General features: G+C 65.4%; 16 protein-coding genes. 12 read left to right on the forward strand and 4 right to left on the reverse strand.

All coding sequences use genetic code 11. The annotated features are described in order from the left end of the window. Positions 1 to 32 precede the first annotated feature (32 nt). Positions 33 to 842, forward strand: coding sequence for a dienelactone hydrolase family protein (locus tag MC380_RS00910; RefSeq protein ID WP_242162513.1), 810 nt, complete (start codon positions 33 to 35; stop codon positions 840 to 842). A 67-nt stretch (positions 843 to 909) separates the two neighbouring features. Here the strand turns inward: MC380_RS00910 and MC380_RS00915 are convergent, their stop codons facing one another. Continuing rightward, positions 910 to 1,908 carry a polyprenyl synthetase family protein gene (locus tag MC380_RS00915; RefSeq protein ID WP_242162515.1) on the reverse strand — a complete coding sequence of 333 codons (999 nt, stop codon included), beginning with the start codon at positions 1,906 to 1,908 and terminating at the stop codon, positions 910 to 912. A gap of 157 nt (positions 1,909 to 2,065) precedes the next feature. On the opposite strand from MC380_RS00915, the gene ssb reads away from it, so the two are divergent. The 10 genes from ssb (at position 2,066) to MC380_RS00965 (ending at position 13,739) form a co-directional block, all read left to right on the forward strand. Next, complete coding sequence (gene ssb / locus MC380_RS00920; protein WP_242104538.1) at positions 2,066 to 2,533, forward strand: single-stranded DNA-binding protein; 468 nt, start codon at positions 2,066 to 2,068, stop codon at positions 2,531 to 2,533. A gap of 23 nt (positions 2,534 to 2,556) precedes the next feature. Next, positions 2,557 to 3,627, forward strand: coding sequence for a dTDP-glucose 4,6-dehydratase (gene rfbB / locus MC380_RS00925; RefSeq protein ID WP_242162517.1), 1,071 nt, complete (start codon positions 2,557 to 2,559; stop codon positions 3,625 to 3,627). Next, the gene (gene rfbA / locus MC380_RS00930) at positions 3,624 to 4,511 is read left to right on the forward strand and encodes a glucose-1-phosphate thymidylyltransferase RfbA (RefSeq protein WP_242104536.1); all 888 of its coding nucleotides are present in this window, start codon (positions 3,624 to 3,626) and stop codon (positions 4,509 to 4,511) included. Before rfbB ends, rfbA begins: the two co-directional genes overlap by 4 nt. Continuing rightward, positions 4,508 to 5,065 carry a dTDP-4-dehydrorhamnose 3,5-epimerase gene (gene rfbC / locus MC380_RS00935; protein WP_242104535.1) on the forward strand — a complete coding sequence of 186 codons (558 nt, stop codon included), beginning with the start codon at positions 4,508 to 4,510 and terminating at the stop codon, positions 5,063 to 5,065. Before rfbA ends, rfbC begins: the two co-directional genes overlap by 4 nt. After that, positions 5,062 to 5,964 carry a dTDP-4-dehydrorhamnose reductase gene (gene rfbD / locus MC380_RS00940; RefSeq protein ID WP_242104534.1) on the forward strand — a complete coding sequence of 301 codons (903 nt, stop codon included), beginning with the start codon at positions 5,062 to 5,064 and terminating at the stop codon, positions 5,962 to 5,964. Before rfbC ends, rfbD begins: the two co-directional genes overlap by 4 nt. Positions 5,965 to 6,108: 144 nt before the next feature. Further along, on the forward strand, positions 6,109 to 8,079 hold the full coding sequence (locus tag MC380_RS00945) for a S9 family peptidase (protein ID WP_242162519.1): 1,971 nt from the start codon (positions 6,109 to 6,111) through the stop codon (positions 8,077 to 8,079). Between the two features lie 79 nt (positions 8,080 to 8,158). After that, the gene (locus MC380_RS00950) at positions 8,159 to 10,129 is read left to right on the forward strand and encodes an oligopeptide transporter, OPT family (RefSeq protein WP_242104532.1); all 1,971 of its coding nucleotides are present in this window, start codon (positions 8,159 to 8,161) and stop codon (positions 10,127 to 10,129) included. Positions 10,130 to 10,173: 44 nt separating this feature from the next. Further along, the gene (locus MC380_RS00955) at positions 10,174 to 12,252 is read left to right on the forward strand and encodes a S9 family peptidase (RefSeq protein ID WP_242162521.1); all 2,079 of its coding nucleotides are present in this window, start codon (positions 10,174 to 10,176) and stop codon (positions 12,250 to 12,252) included. Between the two features lies 1 nt (position 12,253). Then, entirely contained in the window at positions 12,254 to 13,504 is a 1,251-nt protein-coding gene (locus MC380_RS00960) for a DUF819 family protein (RefSeq protein ID WP_242162523.1), read from the forward strand. 49 nt (positions 13,505 to 13,553) lie between these two features. Further along, positions 13,554 to 13,739, forward strand: coding sequence for a hypothetical protein (locus tag MC380_RS00965; RefSeq protein WP_242104529.1), 186 nt, complete (start codon positions 13,554 to 13,556; stop codon positions 13,737 to 13,739). A gap of 73 nt (positions 13,740 to 13,812) precedes the next feature. Here the strand turns inward: MC380_RS00965 and MC380_RS00970 are convergent, their stop codons facing one another. Continuing rightward, the gene (locus MC380_RS00970) at positions 13,813 to 14,640 is read right to left on the reverse strand and encodes a hypothetical protein (RefSeq protein WP_242162525.1); all 828 of its coding nucleotides are present in this window, start codon (positions 14,638 to 14,640) and stop codon (positions 13,813 to 13,815) included. Between the two features lie 240 nt (positions 14,641 to 14,880). On the opposite strand from MC380_RS00970, the gene MC380_RS00975 reads away from it, so the two are divergent. Beyond that, positions 14,881 to 15,063 carry a hypothetical protein gene (locus MC380_RS00975; protein ID WP_242104527.1) on the forward strand — a complete coding sequence of 61 codons (183 nt, stop codon included), beginning with the start codon at positions 14,881 to 14,883 and terminating at the stop codon, positions 15,061 to 15,063. Between the two features lie 6 nt (positions 15,064 to 15,069). On the opposite strand, the gene MC380_RS00980 is transcribed toward MC380_RS00975, so the two are convergent. Both MC380_RS00980 and MC380_RS00985 read right to left on the reverse strand, forming a co-directional pair. Then, the gene (locus tag MC380_RS00980; RefSeq protein WP_242104526.1) at positions 15,070 to 15,492 is read right to left on the reverse strand and encodes a DUF3052 domain-containing protein; all 423 of its coding nucleotides are present in this window, start codon (positions 15,490 to 15,492) and stop codon (positions 15,070 to 15,072) included. 5 nt (positions 15,493 to 15,497) lie between these two features. Beyond that, the gene (locus MC380_RS00985) at positions 15,498 to 16,145 is read right to left on the reverse strand and encodes a glutathione S-transferase family protein (protein WP_242104525.1); all 648 of its coding nucleotides are present in this window, start codon (positions 16,143 to 16,145) and stop codon (positions 15,498 to 15,500) included. Between the last annotated feature and the right edge of the window lie 92 nt (positions 16,146 to 16,237).

The following is a 16,237-nucleotide window of genomic DNA, read 5'->3' on the forward strand; positions in this document are numbered from 1 at the left end:
GCTAGCCCCGGATCTGGCGAGGAGTGGGATCGATGTCCCCATTTGTGCGTAGCGTGCTGATCGCTCTTTCGATAGCTCTGACGGCCGCGCCGGCGCACGCGGCCATGCAGGAAAAACCGGTCGAGTGGACCATCGGAGAGGAGCGCTACAGCGGTGTCCTGGTTTACGACGACGCCAATGCGATCACGCGTCCCGGACTGGTGATGATGCCCAACTGGATGGGCGTGACCCAGGATGCGATCGCGATGGCGAAGGGCGTGGCCGGCGACGACTACGTGGTGCTGATCGCGGATCTCTACGGCTCGGACATCAGGCCGAAGGACGATGCGCAGGCGCTGGCGGCGGTCAGGGCGACCTATGTCGACGGCGGCAAGACCCTGCGCGCGCGCGCGCAGCGGGCGGTCGAAGTGCTGAAGGCACAAGCAGACACCGCGCCTCTGGACGCGGCCAGGATAGGAGCGCTCGGCTTCTGTTTCGGCGGCGGCGTGGTGCTGGAACTGGTGCGCTCGGGCGCGGACCTGCCGGGCGGAGCGGTGAGCTTCCACGGCAATCTCGACAGCTACCGTCCGGCCGACGGACCGATCACGAGTTCCATCCTCGCGCTGAACGGCGCCGACGACACCAGCGTGCCGGCAGAACAGATCATGGGTTTCGAGAAGGAAATGAAGGCAGCCAAGGCCGATTGGCAGTTCGTCAATTTCAGCGGCGCGCGCCACTGCTTCTCGCAGCCTGAGGACGCGGACAACCCGCTCGACGACAACTGCTTGTACAACGAACGCGCCGCCAAGCGCGCGTTCGAGATGATGCACGACTTCTTCCGCGAACGATTCGCCGCGTCATAAGGTGCACTCAGGGGCCGTCTGATCTGTCAGCTGCGTGGCGGACAACCGCGCACGCTTCTGCAACCGGTCAGCGATCTCGCGTGACTGCGTAGCGTGCCAGCCCGCGCAATGCCGCCAGGCCTTCGCTCTCCGGCAACCCCTGCAATGCGGCCTCGGCCGCCTGCGCATACGTCGACGCGCGGCTGCGGCTGTAGGCGAGCGCGTCCGCGGCCTGGATTGCCGCAAGCACTTCGGGCAGCGCTCCGGTATCGGCCTGTTCGACGATGGCCCGCAGGCGTTCGCGCAGCGGCGCATCCGCGCAGGCCATGGCGTGGATCAGGGGCAGCGTGGCTTTGCCTTCGGCCAGATCGTCGCCCAGGTTCTTGCCCATGGTTGCGGCATCGGAGGCGTAGTCGAGCACGTCGTCGGCGATCTGGAAGGCGTAGCCCAGGTTTAGGCCGTAGTCGTGCAGCGCCTGCTGGGTGGCGGCGTCCGTACCGGCGAGCAGGGCGCCAAGGCGCGTGGCGGCCGCGAACAGCACGGCGGTCTTGCGTTCTATTACCCGCAGGTAGGCGGCCTCGTCCGTGTCGGGGTTGCGTACGTGCAGCAGCTGCAGCACCTCGCCTTCGGCGATCGCGTTGGTGGTGTCGGCCAGGATCCGCATCACCTCCATGCGCTCGAGTTCCACCATGAGCTGGAAGCTGCGCGAGTACAGGAAGTCGCCCACCAGTACGCTGGCGGCGTTGCCCCATACGGCGTTCGCGGTGCGCCGTCCGCGGCGCAGGTCGGATTCGTCGACCACATCGTCGTGCAGCAGGGTGGCGGTATGGATGAACTCGACCACCGCCGCGAGCTGGTGCGAGTCCTCGCCGCGATGGCCGAGCGCGCGCGCGGCCAGCAACAGCAGCATCGGCCGCAACCGCTTGCCGCCGGCGCCGATGATGTATTCGCCCACCTGGTTGATCAGGACCACGTCCGAGGCCAGCCGGGTCCGGATCAGGGCGTCGACCTGGGCCATGTCGTCAAGGGCCAGGGCCTGGATCGCAGACAGGGAAAGGGCTGGCGGCGGGAGCGGCGCGGAGTTCATTGGGGAGGGCAGTCTGCGTGGGCTGCGATTATAGGGACTCGCCGTGCTTCGGATTTTCCCGAGGCCCGGTTCGGACATCCGCTGATGGCAGGGGCCCGCCCGCTATAATCCAATGATGCCGGCCGCGATCCGCGGTCGGGAACATGAAGGAACCGCAATGGCTCGTGGCGTCAACAAAGTCATCCTGGTCGGCAATCTCGGCAACGATCCCGATGTGAAATACACCCAGGGCGGCATGGCCATCACCACGCTCAGCCTGGCCACCACGACGGTGCGCAAGGACCGCGACGGCAACCCGCAGGAAAAGACCGAATGGCACCGGGTCAAGCTGTTCGGCAAGCTCGGCGAGATCGCGGGCGAATACCTGCGCAAGGGCAGGCAGGTGTACATCGAAGGCCGCCTCGAATACGGGTCGTACGAAAAGGACGGCGTCAAGCATTACACGACCGACATCATCGGCGACGAGATGCAGATGCTCGGCGGCGGCGAGCGCGATGCCGGCGGTGGCGACAGGCCCCAGCGGCCCGCGCCGGCGCAGCGTCGTGAGCCCCAGGGCCAGAGCCGACCGGCCGCCCAGTCGCAGCCGTTCGCGGACGACTTCGCGGACGATGACATCCCGTTCTGAACCGAATTCCAGTGGAGCAAGCAATGCCGACATGGCTGGTTACCGGCGGCGCCGGATTTATTGGGGGCAATTTCGTCCTCGATGCTGTCGCGTCCGGAGTCCGCGTCGTCAACCTCGATGCGCTGACCTATGCGGGCAACCTCGACACCCTTTCTCCACTATCTGACAACTCCAATCATGTCTTCGTCGAGGGAGACATCGGCGACCGGGTCCTGCTTGATGCGTTGCTGGCGGAACATCGTCCCGATGCGGTGATCAACTTCGCCGCGGAAAGCCACGTCGACCGCTCGATCGACGGACCTGCGGCCTTTGTCCAGACCAATGTGGTGGGCACGCTCGTCCTGCTCGAGGCCGTGCGTGATTACTGGAGGGCAATGCCGACTGCGGCGGGCTCCGCCTTCCGCTTCCTGCATGTATCGACCGACGAGGTCTACGGCAGCCTCGGCAACACAGGAAAGTTCAGCGAAACCACCCCCTACGCGCCAAATTCCCCGTATTCGGCGTCGAAAGCGGCGTCCGACCATCTCGTGCGGGCGTTCCACCATACCTACGGGCTACCGGTTCTGACCACGAACTGTTCCAACAACTATGGTCCCTACCAGTTTCCCGAGAAGCTGATCCCGCTGGTCATCGCTAAGGCCATTGCCGGCGAGCCGTTGCCGATCTACGGCGACGGGAAGAATGTGCGCGACTGGCTCTATGTGGCCGACCATTGCGCCGCGATCCGAGCCGTGCTCGAACGCGGACGTATCGGCGAAACCTACAACGTGGGCGGCGATGCCGAGCGTCAGAACATCCAGGTCGTCGACACGATCTGCAGGCTCCTCGATGAGCGCCGCCCGCGCCAGGATGGCAAACCACGTGCCTCGCAGATCACCTATGTCAAGGATCGGCCAGGGCACGATCGCCGCTACGCCATCGACGCAACGAAATTGAAATCCGAACTGGGTTGGGCGCCGCAGCACAGCTTCGAGCAGGGGATCGCGGATACCGTCGACTGGTACCTCGAAAATCAGGCCTGGGTTGGCCGCGTCCTAGACGGCAGCTATCGCCTGGAACGTATCGGTGCAGGGCACGCCGAGGCTGCGGCGTGAGTCCGCGCAAGGGCATCATCCTTGCCGGTGGTTCCGGGACCAGGCTGTATCCGATCACGCGGGCGATCAGCAAGCAGCTGCTCCCCGTCTATGACAAACCGATGATCTACTACCCGCTCAGCGTGCTGATGCTGGCGGGAATAAGGGAAGTCCTGATCATCAACACCCCGCACGAACAGGCGCTGTTCCGCAACCTGCTGGGCGACGGATCGCAGTGGGGCATGAAAATCGAATATGCGGTGCAACCAAGCCCGGACGGTCTGGCCCAGGCCTTCCTGATCGGGCGTGAGTTCCTGGACGGAAGCCCGAGCTGCCTGGTACTGGGCGACAATATCTTCTACGGCCACGGCCTCACCGAACTGCTGCGTAGCGCAGACGCTCGCCATCACGGCGCGACGGTATTCGGTTACTGGGTCCGTGACCCCGAACGCTATGGAGTGGCGGAGTTCGACGCCAGGGGCAAGGTGGTGGGATTGGAGGAGAAACCGGCGCGGCCCAAGTCCAATTACGCCGTCACCGGTCTGTACTTCTATGACGAACGCGTTTGCGATTTTGCAACCGGCCTGAAGCCTTCGTCTCGCGGCGAGCTGGAAATCACCGACCTGAACCGCTGCTACCTGGAAGACGGTTCGCTGCAGCTGGAAAAGATGGGCCGGGGATATGCATGGCTGGACACGGGCACCCATGAATCGCTGGTTGAAGCATCGATGTATATCGAGACCATCGAGAAACGGCAGGGTCTGCGTGTGTGTTGTCCTGAGGAGATCGCCTACTTCAACGGCTGGATCGACGAAGCCAGCCTGCGCGGGTTGGCGCAGCAGCTGGCGAAGAACGGGTACGGCGAGTACCTGTTCAGCCTGCTCGAGCATGGAAGGGTCGAATGAAGACGCGGGAAACCGATCTCCCCGGTTGCATCGTCATCGAGCCGCAGGTCTTCGGCGATGATCGCGGCTATTTCTACGAGTCCTTCAACCTCGACAGGCTGAACGCGGCAGGCATGAACCTGCGCTTCGCGCAGGGCAACGTATCGCGTTCGGTTCAGGGTGTCCTGCGCGGCCTGCATTACCAGTGGCCCAAGCCACAGGGCAAGCTGGTGTCCGTCGTGGAGGGCGAGGTCTGGGATGTCGCCGTGGATATCCGGCGAGGCTCACCGACGTTTGGGAAGTGGACCGCCGTCGTGCTGAGCGCGGACAACAAGCGCCATTTCTGGATCCCTGAAGGGTTTGCGCACGGATTTTGCGTGCTGAGTGAACATGCCACCTTCACCTATCTGTGCACCCAGACCTACGATCGCGACGCCGACGCCGGCATCCGCTGGAATGATGCGCAGATCGCGATCGACTGGCCGATTGCGCAGCCTGCGCTGTCCGACAAGGACGCACGCGCCCCGTATCTGCAGGATATCGCGGAGGATCGTCTGCCGGTGTACGCACCTTGAAGATCCTGTTGCTGGGCGCTGCGGGCCAGGTAGGCACGGAGTTGCGGCGCAGCCTGGCGGCAGTCGGCGATGTGGTACCCGCCACCCGCGGCGGCAAGCTTCCCAATGGTGCCGCCTGTGAAGCCGCGGATCTCGATGCTCCCGAATCGCTGCGACCATTGATACTGCGCACGATGCCCGATGTCGTGGTGAATGCCGCCGCCTATACCGCTGTCGATCGTGCCGAAAGCGAGCCGGAGGCGGCGTTCCGCGTGAATGCGGAAGCGCCAGCGGTTCTGGCCGACGCCTGCAAGGCGTGCGACGCGTTGTTCGTGCATTACTCCACCGACTATGTCTTCGACGGAACCGGCACCCGGCCGTACCGCGAAGACGATCCGACGGCGCCTGTCGGCGTGTACGCGGCGAGCAAGCTTGCGGGCGAAGAGGCGATCCGGAGCAGTGGCGCCCGCCACCTGATCCTGCGCACTGCCTGGGTCTATGCGGCGCATGGCAGCAATTTCCTGCTGACGATGCTGCGTCTGGCGGGGGAGCGCGATCGGCTCAAGGTGGTCGCGGATCAGCAGGGTTCGCCGACCTCGGCCGGATTGATCGCCGATACCACGGCCCGGATCCTGGAGCGGGGAGTCGCGCAGTCGGGCATCAGGCACCTCACCGCCTCCGGCCAGACAAGCTGGCACGGATTCGCCGAAGCGATCTTCGCAGCGGCGATCGCCCGCGGCGTGCTTGAGCGAGCGCCCGTCGTGGATCCCATCGGCACGTCGGACTACCCGACGCCCGCGCGGCGGCCTGCCTACTCGGTGCTGGACAATCGACGCTTGCAGGCTGAATACGCGATTGAGTTACCTGATTGGAGGGACGGGCTCGGGCGGGTCATCGCGGAACTCGCCCCGACTGAGTGACTGGTTTACGCGCTCGGACATGCAAGCCGAGTTCGGGCTGATCCCTACGCTTACCCCATTTCCGCGACGGTCCCGATGCGCTAGCCTGCTGCCGTCGCGGGCGCATGGGGGCGCCCGCCGGGACAGGGAAAAAGGGGAACATCGATGGGGATCTGCCAGCGCGTATTGCTGCTGTGCGTACTGTTGCCTGTGCTGATGCAGCCGGCGCGGGCCGTGGAGGTCGGGCTATTCACTGACACCGAGAAGTTTAAGGAGATCAAGCTGTCGCCGACCGGCGAGTATTACGCCGTCACGATTCCGCTCGAGAACCAGACGGTACTCGCCATCCGGCGTCGCGCCGACCACAAGATGGTGGGTTCGTTCGGGATGGGGACGCGAACCCACGTTCACGATTTCTGGTGGGTCAATTCTGAGCGGGTGGTGTTCAGCATGGCCGAGCGGATCGGATCCCTGGATGAGCCGCGCCTGCTCGGCGAGCTCTACGGCATGCACGTCAACGGTTCCACCCCCGAGATCCTGGTCGGCCAACGCCTGGTGGCGGGCAAGCTGGGCACACGAGTAGGTGCCAAGAAGGAGGAACGGGTCGCCGCGTTGATGATCGACGACCTGCCACGAGACGACCGCCACGTGCTGATCAACGTCTTCCGCTTCATCACGGATCCGGAGTCTCGGGTCGAGAAGATGGATGTGTATACGGGCAAGCGGACCAAGCTGGTGCAGGGGCCGGTGGCCAACGTGGATTTCATCACCGACAACGCTGGCAACGTGCGTTTTGCGCAAGGTGGCGGAATCGACCTCAATACGAAGCTGTACTACCACGAAGCCGCGGAGGACGCGCCCTGGAAACTGCTGAACGACGAGGCCGCGAGCGGCCACGCGGAGTATGCGATCGGATTCGCGGCGGACAACGCCACCGCTTATCTGCGGGTGGAGCATCCACAGGGGCCGGATTCCATTGACGCGCTCGACCTGGCGACGTTGCAGCGGCGCGAGCTGCTGCGCGATGACAATGTCGATCCGTTCTCCATCCTCTATCGCCCCGGAACCGGCGTGCCGGTTGGCGCGGTCTACATGGACGGAAAGCCGCGGACGGCATTCTTCGATGCCGCCTCGCCGGAAGCGCGCCTGCAGCGCAGCCTGGAAGCTGCCTTCAAGGACCAGGCGGTCGAGGTCATTTCCACCACGTCCGACGGCAAGCTCGCGCTGATCGAGGTGTCCAGTGACCGCAATCCCGGGGACGTCTACGTTTTCGACATCGCCGGCAAGAAGGCCGATTACCTGGTCAGCCGGCGCGAGAAGATCGATCCGGCCACGATGGCCGAGATGCGGCCGGTATCACTGAAGGCGCGCGATCAGCTGACGCTGAATGGCTATCTCACGCTGCCACCGGGTTCTGACGGCAAGCGGCTGCCGATGGTGGTCATGCCGCACGGTGGCCCGTTCGGCATCTACGACGCATGGGGATTCGATCCGGACGTGCAGATGCTCGCGGCTTCCGGTTACGCCGTGCTGCAGGTGGATTACCGCGGCTCTGGTAACCACGGTCGCGCCTTCGAGCAGGCAGGCGCTCGGCAATGGGGCGCGAAGATGCAGGACGACATCACCGATGCCTCCCGCTGGGCGATCGAGCAGGGGTACGCCGACCCCGCCCGCGTCTGCATCTACGGTGCGAGCTATGGCGGTTACGCCGCGCTGATGGGCGTGGCGCGCGAACCGGACCTGTATCGGTGCGCAGTGGGCTACGTCGGCGTCTACGAGCTGTCCGACATGTACACCGATGGCGACATCCAGCGCAGCAGGTCGGGCGAGACCTTCCTGCGCCAGTGGCTCGGCCCGAAGGACGCCCTGACGGCAGTGTCGCCGACCCGGTTGGCGGACAGGATCAAGGCCCCCGTATTCCTCGCCGCCGGTGGCGAAGACGACCGCGCTCCGATCCAGCACAGCAGGCGCATGGAACAGGCCTTGAAGGCGGCCAATGTTCCGGTCGAAACCCTGTACTACCCGAAGGAAGGGCACGGCTTCTACGTGGAAGCCAACAAGCGTGAATTCCAGAACCGTCTGCTCGGGTTCCTCGAGCGCCACATCGGCAACGGCGCACTGGCGGCGGGCAACTAGCTCGCCGCCGCGGCTTCCCGCACTGGACTTGGGGCGGACCACCGCTTAGCTTGTCGCGATTCCACGCGGGGGAGAGGCGATGAACGCAAAATCCGGAGCGGGTACGCCGCAGCTCACGCTGCGGGCGGTGCTGCTTGCAGTGATCCTGGCGGTGATCCTGTCGGCTGCCAATGCCTACCTGGGGCTGTTCGCCGGCCTGACGATCGCGACCGCGATCCCGGCGGCGGTGGTATCGATGGGCGTGCTGCGGCTGCTGGGCGGCGGCACGATCCTCGAGAACAACATCGTGCAGACCGGGGCGTCTGCGGGGTCGTCGATCGCGGCCGGCGTGATCTTCACCATCCCGGCGCTGATCATCATGGGCTACTGGCCCGATTTCAAATACTGGTGGGTGGTGGGCATCGCCGGCCTCGGCGGCCTGCTCGGGGTGCTGTTCTCGGTGCCGCTGCGGCGCACGATGATCGTAGAAAACCCGTTGCCGTTCCCGGAAGGCAAGGCGGCGGCGGAGGTGCTCAAGGCGGGCGAAAACCCGGGGCCTGGCCTGAAGATCCTCGCATTCTCGGCGGCGATCGGCGCGGTGCTCAAGGCTGCGGCCGCCAGCGGCATGCGCATCATTCCCGACACTGCCGCGGGCGCCGGCTTCTTCGGCAAGTATCTGGGCTACATGGGCACCAACCTGTCACCGGCCCTGCTCGGTGTGGGCTATATCGTCGGCCTGAACATCGGCATCGTGGTGCTTTCCGGCAGCATCCTGTCCTGGCATATCGGGATCCCGCTCTACCACGCGATGTTCCAGGGCACCGACCCGGTGCTGGCCGCCAGCAACCTGGGCGCCAGCGCGGAAGACGCGGCGTTCGCGATCTGGTCGACCAAGATCCGCTACCTGGGCGTCGGCGCGATGCTGATCGGCGGCGTGTGGACCCTGTTCTCGTTGCGCAAGTCGCTGCTGTCGGGAGTGAAGAGCGGCATCGCCGCCGCACGCAAGGGCGCCGACGCAAATCTCGCGGAAACAGAGCGGGACCTGCCGATGAAGTGGATGCTGGTGGCGCTGGTCGCCTTCGTCATTCCGTTGCTGCTGTTGTACCAGGCCATCGTCGGCAACTGGGGCGTGAGCATTCCGATGGCGATCATCATGATCGTGGCCGGCTTCCTGTTCGTCTCCGTATCGGCCTACCTCGCGGGCCTGGTCGGTTCCTCGAACAACCCGGTGTCCGGCATCACCATCGCCACCATCCTGTTCGCCTCGGTGGTGCTGATGCTGCTGTTGGGGCGCGATTCGCCGATCGGTGCGGTTGCGGCGATCATGATCGGCGCGGTGGTGTGCTGCGCCGCTGCGGTCGGCGGAGACAACCTGCAGGACCTGAAGGCCGGCTACATCGTCGGCGCCACGCCATGGAAGCAGCAGCTGATGCTCGGCATCGGCGCATTTTCGTGCGCGCTGGTGATGGCGCCGGTGCTGAACCTGCTGGCCCAGGCCTACGGCATCGGCGCACCGACACCCGAGCAGCCCAATTCGCTGTCCGCACCCCAGGCCACGCTGATGGCCTCGGTGGCCAGGGGCATGTTCGGGGGCGAATTGCCGTGGGGCATCATCGCCATCGGCGCAGGCGTGGGCGCGGCGATCATCGCGATCGACGAAGTGCTCAAGGCCCGCGGCGCGAAGTTCCGCGTCCCGGTGCTGGCCGCGGCCATCGGCATCTACCTGCCGCTGGAATTGATGGTGCCGATCTTCCTCGGCGGCCTGCTGTCCTACCTGGTCGAGCGGCGCCACGGCATGGTCGGCACCGAGGACGAAGTGGCCCGCGACCGTCTGCACCGGCCCGGGACGCTGTTCGCCGCCGGGCTGATCACCGGCGAGGCGTTGATGGGCATCCTGATCGCGATCCCGATCGTCGCCTCAGGGCGCGCCGATGTCATTGCGCTCCCGGAGCAGTTCCAGTTCGGCGAGATCGTCGGGCTGGTCGTGCTCACCGTGGTCGGCTGGCTGCTGTACCGCACCGGGGCCAAGGCCAAGCCCGCGCTCGGCGACGTCGAACCAGGTCCGATGTGATCTCTGGTTCTCTTCCTGTACGCCTTGGACCTGTTGGAGCCGTCATGAACCTGCGCCACGCCATTCTATCCGCCGCCCTCCTGCTTGCTCTCCCCACGTTCGCACACGCCGAGCGCGGCTTCGACGTCCGCGACCTGGCGAAGATGGATCGTTACTCCTCGCCGACGCTCTCGCCGAATGCTCGCAAGCTGGTGTTCGCCAAGCGGGTGGTGGATTTCGATGCCAACAAGGCGAGCACCTCGCTGTGGATCGAAGACCTATTCGCGCGCGACGCGGCTCCGCCGGTGCGCTTGACCCCCGAAGGCTGGAACGTCAATTCGCCTGCGTTCTCGCCCGATGGAACGACGGTGTACTTTCTCAGCGCGAAGAACGGCAGTTCGCAGCTGTATGCGCAGCTCGTGGCGGGCGGTACGCCGAAGCAGCTCACCGCGTTCGCCCTGGATGTCGACGGTTACAAGCTGTCGCCGGACGGCAAGCAGGTGGCGCTGGTGTTTTCGACCTTCCCCCAGTGCGCGTCGGATCTCGAGTGCGCAAAGAAGCAGCTCGACGCCGACGGCAAGAAGAAGACCAGCGGTGTGGTCTTCGACCGCATGTTCATCCGTCACTGGGATACCTGGGCGGACGGGCGCCTGAATCGCGTGTTCGTGGCTGACCTGGGCGGCGCGGCGCCTGCGAAAACCGCGGTCCTGATCGGCGGCGACGTGGAAGGCGACATCCCGTCCAAGCCTTTCGGCGACCTGTCGGATCTTGCATGGGCTCCCGACGGCAAGACCCTCGTGTTCAGCGCACGCAGGTCGGACCGGGAGGAACCCTGGTCGACCAACTTCGATCTGTACCAGGTCAACGCCGACGGCACCGGCGCCGCCACGAACCTCACCTCGGGAAACCCCGCCTGGGACGCGGGTCCGGTGTTCGGCAAGGACGGCCGCACGCTTTACTACCGCGCGATGAAGCGCCCGGGTTTCGAGGCGGACCGCTTCGCGTTGAAATCGATGGACCTCGCCAGCGGCAACACGCGCGAGATCGCACCGCAGTGGGACCGCTCCGCCGACGGCATCACCGTGTCCGCCGATGGCCGGACCATCTACACCACGGCCCAGGACACGGGAGAACATCCGCTGTTCGCCGTGGATGTGGAAAGCGGCGGGGTCACCAAACTGGTCGGCGATGGCAGTGTATCCGCGTTCGAACTGGCCGACACAGGTCCCACCGGGCCCACCCTGGTGTTCGCACGCAACAGCATGAAGAGCGGGGACCAGCTGTTCACCGGCGGGATCGCCGGCACGCCGGTGCGTGCGATCACGCCCAGCGCGGGCGAGATGCTCGCCGACGTGGCCTGGGGCGAGTACGAACAGTTCGACTTCAAGGGTTGGAGCGGAGATACCGTGCACGGCTACGTGGTCAAGCCATGGAATTACGTGGCCGGCCAGAAATACCCGGTCGCATTCCTGATCCACGGCGGGCCGCAGGGCAGCTTCGGCGACGGCTGGAGCTACCGCTGGAACCCGCAGACCTACGCCGGGCAGGGCTACGCCGTGGTGATGATCGACTTCCATGGCTCCACCGGCTACGGCCAGGCGTTCACCGACGCGATCAGCCAGCACTGGGGCGACCGTCCGCTGGAGGACCTGCAGAAAGGCTGGAAGGCGGCGCTTGCGAAGTACGACTTCCTCGACGCGGAAAAGGCCTGCGCCCTGGGCGCCAGCTACGGCGGCTTCATGGTCAACTGGATCGCCGGTAACTGGAACGAACCGTGGAAATGCCTGGTCAATCACGATGGCGTGTTCGACCAGCGGGCGATGGGCTATGCCACCGAGGAATTGTGGTTCACCGAGTGGGAGCAGGGTGGTACGCCGTACGACGTGCCGAGGAACTACGAGAAGTTCAACCCGGTCAACCATGTCGACGAGTGGCGCGTGCCGATGCTCGTGGTGCATGGCCAGCTCGACTACCGCATCCCGGTGGAGCAGGGCATCGCCACCTTCACCGCGTTGCAGCGCCGCGGGATCGAATCGAAGTTCCTGTACTTCCCCGACGAGAACCACTGGGTGCTGAAGCCGCAGAACAGCGTGCTCTGGCACGACACGGTCAACGGTTGGCTCAAGCAGCACATCGGGCCGTAGGGTGGAGCCGGTCGCCAGCACGGCGCTGATCAGCAACGACATCGTCGTCCTTGGCCTGATCGCCGCGACCCTTGGCGCGGTGTTCTGGACCGCATCGCTCCAGCACGGCTTCTTCCGGAAGTTCTACAGTTTCGTCCCCGCGTTGCTGCTGTGCTACCTGATCCCGGGCCTGTACAACACCTTCGGCCTGATCGACGGCGAAGCGAGCAAGCTCTACAACCCGGTCGCCAGTCGCGTGCTGCTGCCTGCGGCACTGGTGCTGCTCACCCTGTCGATCGACCTGAAGGCGATCCTCAGACTCGGGCCGAAACTGGTGCTGATGTATGCGGCGGCATCGCTGAGCGTGATGGCGGGGGCCGTGCTCGCCTTCCTGCTGTTCCGCGCCGTGCACCCAGAAACCGTGGCCGGCGACACCTGGGCCGGCATGACCACGCTTGCCGGCAGCTGGATCGGTGGTGGCGCCAACATGCTGGCTATGAAGGAAATCTTCCAGGTCGACGCCACGACCTTCGGCCAGTTCGCTGTGGTCGATGTGGGCGTGGGCTACGTGTGGATGGCGGTGCTGATCTTCCTGGCCGCGCGCGCGCAGGCCATCGACGCGCGTAGCGGCGCCGATACCCGCGCGATCGAGGAACTCAAGCTCAAGCTGGAAGCGTTCCGCGCCGAACACGGTCGCATCGCCAGCCTGACCGACCTGATGATGATCATCGGGCTGGCGTTCGGCGCGGTCGGCCTGTCCCATTTCGTCGCGGCGCCGGTTTCGGCCTGGTTCGGTGCCCACGTGTCCTGGGCGAAGACGGTCAGCTTGCATGAGCCCTTCGTCTGGATGGTGATGCTGTCGACGTTGATCGGGCTGGGCCTGAGCTTCACCCGTGCGCGCACCCTCGAGGGCGCGGGCGCGTCGAACATCGGTCAGCTGTTGCTGTACTTCCTGATCGCCACCATCGGCATGCAGATGGACATCTTCGCGCTGCTCGACCGGCCGTGGCTGTTCCTGCTGGGGATCGTCTGGATCTCCATCCATATCGTGCTGTTGTGGCTGATGGGCAGGCTGCTGCGCGTGCCGTTCTTCTATTTCGCGATCGGCTCGCAGAGCAATATCGGCGGACCGGCCTCGGCACCGGTCGTGGCGTCGGCCTTCCATCCCGCGCTGGCGCCGGTGGGAGCCCTGCTGGGGACCTTGGGCTACGCCACGGGCACAGGGCTGTCTTACCTGCTGGGCCTGATCCTGCGGGCGCTGGCGACCGGATGAATCACGGCTTTGCGTTTTCTAGTGGAACGGGATGAACGGAGAGCGGCCCATGTTCGAAGTCGAAGACCGGCCAGAACCCTATCGCGGGCCGGAGCGCCGCAGCGGCAAGGAGCGCCGGCAGGGCAGCGATCGGCGCGAGGAATTTCGTTTCGACCTGACCAAGGAGGACCGTCGCAGCGGCAAGGACCGGCGCCGGCAGGGGTCGTGGAACGGGAGCGCGATCGACCGCCGGTAGCGCCCGCAGCGATCATGCGTTCAAAAAAGAAGCCGCGCGAGCGCGGCTTCTTTGCATGCACCGTCGAACGCAGTCAGTTCAGCGGGCAGCCTTGGTTGTTGTAGGCGTCCAGCGTCGTGGACAGGGACAGCATGATCTCGCGATCGTTGCTGGCCAGGGCGGCGGCCACCTGTGAGGTCACGGTCGCGGCCGTGATCGGGTAGTCGACATCCGGCGAGGTCGCACCGAGCAGGGCAGCGACGGCCTGCTTGAGCAGGATGCGCTTGGCGCCGGCGATGCCGGGGCCTCCCTTGTAGTTCAGCGCATTGAGGAAGGAATCGTTGAACGCGTCCGCGCCGAAGGCGACCTGCAGGTTGCTGCCTGGGTAGTACGGAGCCGGCCATGAATCGTGATGCTGGCGCACCTTCCAGTAACCCAGCGTGCAACCCTCGAATCCGGTCTCCTGTGGGGTGGAATAGCAGAACCGTGCGTTCGCGGCCTGCGGGTAGCCGGGCGTGGTCGTCATGGTCTGGATCAGCGCGGTCTGCGGCGCCGGCAGGTGCAGGCCTTCGTCATGCGTCACCGGAGGGTCGTAGCTGTAGAGCACTGCCGAGCCGGCACCGCTGAGGCTGACGTGATGGATCGACTGGCCGGTGCTTTCCTGGATCCAGTACAGCAGCCATCCATTCGTCGATTCGAACGAGATCGTCGAAACTGCCAGTACACCGTCGCCTTGCAAAGTGGGACCTTCAGGCAGCGGACTGACTAGCAGTTCGACCTCATTGAGGATGCCGGCGGTATCGAAGTCCTTGCAGCTCAGATCGACGTCCACGGGGGTGGGGATGCCAACGGTGCCGGTGGCCGACGCGGCGGTGGAAAACAGCAGGCCCAGCAGGCAACTTGCCAGTGTGCTGGAGGCCATCCAGCGAACTTTGGAACGAACGGGAACAGCGGCTTGCATCGACACAGAGAACCCCCTTGTTGGAAGACCGGATGATCCCCGCATCCGCCTTCGGCGTACCGCATGACTGGGATCGTAGCTGTCTGAACGCGGCAACCAGGGGCAAGCGGTCAGGCTTGCGGATGTATTTCATCGGGCGGCCGGTCTTGTCGGGGAATCGCGTTGGGGAGTCATGACTTATGTCGCAAGGAGGTTCGCGCCGTGCCTGACCATGCACCAAAGCCGCCGTACTCCGGACCCGAGCGCCGCGCCAACACCGAGCGGCGCGAGGGCCGCGACCGGCGCGAGGAGATCCGCTTCGACCTGGTGCATAGCGATCGGCGCAGCGGGTTCGATCGCCGCAGGCGTGAGAGCTGGAGCGCCATCACGATCAACCGCCGGTAGCCAGTCCTACCGGCCCGGACGCAACGACCTGCGCACCACCAGCTTCAGCCCGGACCAGACCGGGCTGACCGCGCAGACTTTGACATCGACGAAGCCGAGCGGCAGCGCGACGGCTCGGATCACGTCCTCGCTCACGTCGCTTGCAACCCCGGAGGCCTTCTTCGGCCAGGACACCCAGACCACGGCATCGGGCCGGAGCGTCCTGCGCGCACGCTGCAGCTCCTCGACCAGGGTCGAACGGGACACAACGAAGACATGCACCAGATCGGTGCCCGCCGAAGCGCGCTTATCGAAGCGCACGCCGTCCGGAAGCGGCGACAGCCATTCCAGATAGGGCGACGGCTGGTGCCGCAACAGCACCCGGCACCCGGGCACAAAGCCGAGCTTCCTGGCCAACGGTGTCGCCGAGTATCCGGTCGTCACGGGCATGACCCTCAATCGCGGTCGGGCGCCCCTGGCGGAAAATACGCGCGGTACGGCCGGGCTTCTTCCACTGCGCGCGCGAACGAGGGGCGGGCGAGCAGGCGCTGGCGATAACCGCGCACATTGCCGTGAGCGTCGTCGAGCGGGTGCACCCAGTCCGCGTAGAACAGCGAGGGGGCGGCGGCGCAGTCGGCAAGGCTGAAACCGGACCGGCTTGCCCATTCGCGTCCGGCCAGATGCCGCTCCAGCCAGGCATAAGCGGTATCGAGCATGGCCCTCGCCTCGGCGACACCGCATGCATCGCGCTGGTCCTGTGGACGCAGATGGTCGAACACGATCTTCTGCATCGGGGTCATCACGTAGTTGTCGAAGACGCGATCGAGCATGCGTACTTCCACCGCGTCGTCGCCGTCCGGAATCAACCGGACTGCGCCGGGATGGCGAAGCTGCAGGTGTTCGATGATCGCGCTGGCCTCGAACACGGTCTGCTCGCCGTCCACGAGCACGGGAAAGCGCTTCATCGGCCACAGCGCCTCGAGTTCGGCTTGCGCCTCCTCGCCCTCCAGCAGCCTGTAGTCGAATGGAGTCCCGTTCTCGTACAGCGCGGTCAGGGCCTTCTGGCAATAGGACGAGAACGGGTGGGCGTAAAGCTTCAGCATCGCGGACGGTCTCCGTGCGGGCCAACCCCGGCACTTCCAGGTTCGACGAACGAGGGTGCCCGCAATCGACAACTTTCAGCGCGAGCGCCCCG

Source organism: Lysobacter sp. M15, assembly GCF_022662515.1.
Lineage (GTDB): Bacteria > Pseudomonadota > Gammaproteobacteria > Xanthomonadales > Xanthomonadaceae > JAKPBU01.

Coding starts and splice junctions, on each gene's coding strand:
- MC380_RS00955 (WP_242162521.1), top strand. CDS start 10,174: ATGAACCTGCGCCACGCCATTCTATCCGCCGCCCTCCTGCTTGCTCTC.
- ssb (WP_242104538.1), top strand. CDS start 2,066: ATGGCTCGTGGCGTCAACAAAGTCATCCTGGTCGGCAATCTCGGCAAC.
- MC380_RS00970 (WP_242162525.1), bottom strand. CDS start 14,640: ATGGCCTCCAGCACACTGGCAAGTTGCCTGCTGGGCCTGCTGTTTTCC.
- MC380_RS00910 (WP_242162513.1), top strand. CDS start 33: ATGTCCCCATTTGTGCGTAGCGTGCTGATCGCTCTTTCGATAGCTCTG.
- MC380_RS00945 (WP_242162519.1), top strand. CDS start 6,109: ATGGGGATCTGCCAGCGCGTATTGCTGCTGTGCGTACTGTTGCCTGTG.
- MC380_RS00980 (WP_242104526.1), bottom strand. CDS start 15,492: ATGCCCGTGACGACCGGATACTCGGCGACACCGTTGGCCAGGAAGCTC.
- MC380_RS00965 (WP_242104529.1), top strand. CDS start 13,554: ATGTTCGAAGTCGAAGACCGGCCAGAACCCTATCGCGGGCCGGAGCGC.
- MC380_RS00915 (WP_242162515.1), bottom strand. CDS start 1,908: ATGAACTCCGCGCCGCTCCCGCCGCCAGCCCTTTCCCTGTCTGCGATC.
- MC380_RS00950 (WP_242104532.1), top strand. CDS start 8,159: ATGAACGCAAAATCCGGAGCGGGTACGCCGCAGCTCACGCTGCGGGCG.
- rfbB (WP_242162517.1), top strand. CDS start 2,557: ATGCCGACATGGCTGGTTACCGGCGGCGCCGGATTTATTGGGGGCAAT.
- rfbC (WP_242104535.1), top strand. CDS start 4,508: ATGAAGACGCGGGAAACCGATCTCCCCGGTTGCATCGTCATCGAGCCG.
- MC380_RS00985 (WP_242104525.1), bottom strand. CDS start 16,145: ATGCTGAAGCTTTACGCCCACCCGTTCTCGTCCTATTGCCAGAAGGCC.